4 protein-coding genes are annotated in these 3,641 nt (G+C 38.2%); 3 read left to right on the top strand and 1 reads right to left on the bottom strand.

Features of this window, described 5'->3' with window-relative positions; genetic code table 11:
• Positions 1-533: 533 nt before the first annotated feature.
• From ArsFIN_RS26090 to ArsFIN_RS26080, 3 genes are all read left to right on the top strand, one after another.
• Positions 534-797 carry a transcriptional regulator gene (locus ArsFIN_RS26090; RefSeq protein ID WP_135679377.1) on the top strand — a complete coding sequence of 88 codons (264 nt, stop codon included), beginning with the start codon at positions 534-536 and terminating at the stop codon, positions 795-797.
• Positions 798-1,729: 932 nt separating this feature from the next.
• Positions 1,730-2,728, top strand: a complete 999-nt coding sequence (locus ArsFIN_RS26085) for a protein rep (RefSeq protein ID WP_246067653.1) — start codon at positions 1,730-1,732, stop codon at positions 2,726-2,728.
• 75 nt (positions 2,729-2,803) lie between these two features.
• Positions 2,804-3,043, top strand: a complete 240-nt coding sequence (locus ArsFIN_RS26080) for a hypothetical protein (protein WP_135679375.1) — start codon at positions 2,804-2,806, stop codon at positions 3,041-3,043.
• 116 nt (positions 3,044-3,159) lie between these two features.
• Here ArsFIN_RS26080 and ArsFIN_RS26075 read toward each other — a convergent pair whose 3' ends face one another.
• Entirely contained in the window at positions 3,160-3,594 is a 435-nt protein-coding gene (locus tag ArsFIN_RS26075) for a hypothetical protein (protein WP_135679373.1), read from the bottom strand.
• Between the last annotated feature and the right edge of the window lie 47 nt (positions 3,595-3,641).

Raw genomic sequence — 3,641 nt, 5'->3', positions numbered from 1 at the left:
CACTATACTATAAAAAGCCTGATTGAATATTCTTGAGAGTAAGAAATTTTGCATTTTAGCCACAAATAAAAATATTTAGGCACGAGGGCGATTGTACACAAACCTGAAAGGTTCGTATCAATCGGCGTGCTAAGGGGTCTCCCCTTAAACCCCAACAGTCTCTACGAGCCTAAAAAGAAAAAATCTAACGCACTTCGTTTGTTGAACGTTTCACAGGCTTTCAAATAAATTTGAAACCTGTTCATCGTTTTTCGTTGAAAACGTCAATTGAGTATTTCGGTTTATTTGCAATCGCAAAAAGTTTGATGATGAGAAGCTACACCGTACCGCAGCTTTAGCGAGGAACGGTGTAGCTTTGAAGAAGAAAACCAATGAAAGTTGTAACTATACTGGAATAGTGAACTGGTTGTTTTTCAATTTAATATATGATCGAATAGGATTGAGAATAATATTGTTATTCTTGATTAGCGCTGCATAGCCAGAACGTGCAATCTGACTACACAGCTATCACATAAACCTAAGCAGAGGTCTATATGACTGTGTTCGATCCTACTCAATATCCAGAGTTACGCAATCTTTTTCCTGAGTTAACGCCTGTTCAATTTGAAACATCGTTGCTATTTGCTTTTGGCATCCCCCAAAAAGAAATCTCACTTTTAAGGGATGTGAACTATCGATTAGTTAAGCGAGATATAGCAGAAGCTAAATCTAAATTCGAAACAAAGTCCTTAACCGGATTGTTAACCATATTTCATGTGCGTTTAGTGTTGTTTGCTTTATACGGTTGTCGAAAATAAACAATCGGTGATTAACTATTTGATCCCTTTAAGGGATCTATTAATGTTGATGATTTTTTCCAATACTGATTAGGTCATAACTTCTAAAATCAATTATGAAATACCGCCACTTCTGATTTTTGATTGCACCAATATCAGGGAAAATTAAACCAGCTTATCAATGGCTGGTTTTTTTATGCAAATTTTTATTGGGGTTATACCTAAACTCAATGTCAGCCCATACAAGCTATTCTGCGCTTGAATGAATGCCATTTGATGACTGAAAGAACGAAAACGCCGTACAGCGCGTTCTAGGGCGCTTAAAATTGATTTTTGATGCCGTCAGGCATGGAAGGCGACACTCAATAGTGACAGAGGATGAAAATAGTTAAATCGCCGAAGCCCGCGAAGCGGTGAGAGATTGATATATTGCACGTAACCCATGCGTAGCATCCCTGCAAAGCCTATTGGCACGATATGACAGCGATAATGATGTTAATTGTCGAAGATGAGATCTTCTAGGCAAATTTTGGCTTAAAGAATGCTTATGATGGATTTGCTCATAACTACTGAGTCTAAAATGATAGATAACTAAAAAAGTTTTACCTCAGCGTTTAGCCAGCTTATCCAGTTGGCTATTTTTTGTCTGATATTTGGAAGCAATTTGAGAGGTTAAATTTTAGCTCATTTTTTAAGCGATTTAAGAGTCTCTTCTTTACTTGATAATATAGATGGTAATTCTGGCGTGGAAAAGTGTTGATAAACATAGATAAACAAAGGCTTGGAATAAGATTTGACAGACAGAAAAAAACCTTGTAGATTTGTAGGTGCTGAATCAACAAAATCAACAAGGTCGTTTTTCTATGGCTACGTGCCTTAAACATAATTCTACACAAAATTGCAGTTGCTGCAATACCCATTATTCATCAAGTGATGATATTTCGCTCGTAGATATGAGTCCCAAGGATGCTAAGTGGGACACAAAACGGGCGCAAACCGACGTGTTAGCTGAATTCCTTTCTCAATTTTCTGGTGAAAAAGCAGAGTGCAAAAAAGCTCACGCAGAGCTGCTTATGGCTTTTGCTGATAGCGTTGAAAGATGGCAAAAGTATGCCGACAGAATGTTTAATTGTTCTGGGGTGCTTAAATTTGCCTTGATTGTCTCTGCTGCAACGGGTGAGATTGCGTTAAAATTACGGGGTGCGTTTTTTTGCCATTTTAGGCATTGCCCGACCTGTAATTGGAGGCGTCAGTTGAGATTATTAGCCCAGTTTTTAAATTACCTTCCTGTTGTGCTTCAGGAATATCCTAAAGCACGATGGGTATTTATGACCTTGACTGTGCCGAATGTGCCGATTGATTCATTAAGAAGTGAGTTGAAAGCAATGAATAAGGCTTGGCAAAGGTTGAAGGATAGAAAGGAATTTAAGCCTGTAAAGGGCTGGATTAGAACAACCGAAGTGACACGAGAAAAGAATCGGGAAGGTTACGCCCATCCGCATTTCCATTGCCTCCTAATGGTAGCGCCTTCGTGGTTTAACACGTATTACACAAAACAATCACGGTGGGCTGAAATATGGGGCGAGTGTATGCGCCTTGATGTTACGCCTATTGTGGATATCCGTGCGGTTAAAGGCGGAGTAGATAAGGCGATGTTGGAAACCACTAAAGCATTTACCTATTCCGTAAAGCCGGAAGAGATGGCACAAGATCCCTCGTGGACATTGAAGTATATGGAGCAGGTGCATCATTTACGTTTCTTCGCAGCCGGAGGAGCGTTGAAGGATGTCACAAAAGACATGCGGACAAGCGATGAAACGAATGAGGACTTAATTTATACCGATGATAATCCACCACCACCGGAATCAGAGGACGCCGTAATAGTGGCGTTTAATTGGCGAAAAGAAGCGAAGCAATTTAAGCGTTTTCCTAAGGGGGATGGTAAAAAATGAAAGTGTGTTGCAGTGAGGAAGCCGCCCCACTGCAACATTAACCACCGCAACTTTATACAAGGCTAGGAGGCTGCAATGGCTACTGCAAATATTAGCACATCTGGTTTATTTGACACTCTAGAATCCGCATTAATGAAAATTGAATATGCAGATTCAATTGCTGTCATGCTCTTGAATCAATCAAATTTGAAGAAGCATGATGAGATTATTTTATCGGCTTTGTTGGATTTGATTAATGAAGTGAGGGGTAATTTGATGAAGGTTTTTTATGAGCGAGATTGCCGTGATTTGGCAGATGGTGAGTATCGCAATTAGTTTTTGTTAAAAACAAATCTTCCTTCAAAAGAGCCAACTGCAAGTTCAGGAAAAACCTTGTGTTTTGGGGATTGTGGCTAAATGCTTGCATTTTGCATCACAATCCCTATCCTGCATTAATGAGAAAAAAACCAAGTAAAAAAGAAGGTTGCTAGAATATTAATAGTGAAAAATATCAACACTTGAGTATTGCATTTTTTCTTTTGGTGTTTCAGTTTGTTTATTAATTTTTCGTTTTGTTTCTTTAAGTCTTCAATTAATAGTCTGTTCTCAGATAAAAACTCACGATTTAATTTAAAGGCTTTGAGTTGGCTATCAATAGCTAGCCCCCAACTTTCCAGCTTTCCTTTTAACTCTATATCAATTCGTTTGATATCATTTTTAATCGTTTCGGTATTAAGTTTATGTGGTCTTATTGAAGCGCCGTATAAAAGGATTTCTCTAGCTTTATTTGCTAATGTTTTATTTTCATATTTGGCAATTTTTTCTATTTCCGCCTTTATTTCTTCGTCGATTCGAAAGCTAATTGATACTGTTTTGCGTTTTCCCATAAAAACCCTAAAAAATCACTGAAAATAGGCATGTCTCATTTTGTTGA

The sequence above is a fragment of the Arsenophonus nasoniae genome, from assembly GCF_004768525.1.
Lineage (GTDB): Bacteria > Pseudomonadota > Gammaproteobacteria > Enterobacterales > Enterobacteriaceae > Arsenophonus > Arsenophonus nasoniae.
This window is presented reverse-complemented; position numbering and strand designations above follow the sequence as displayed.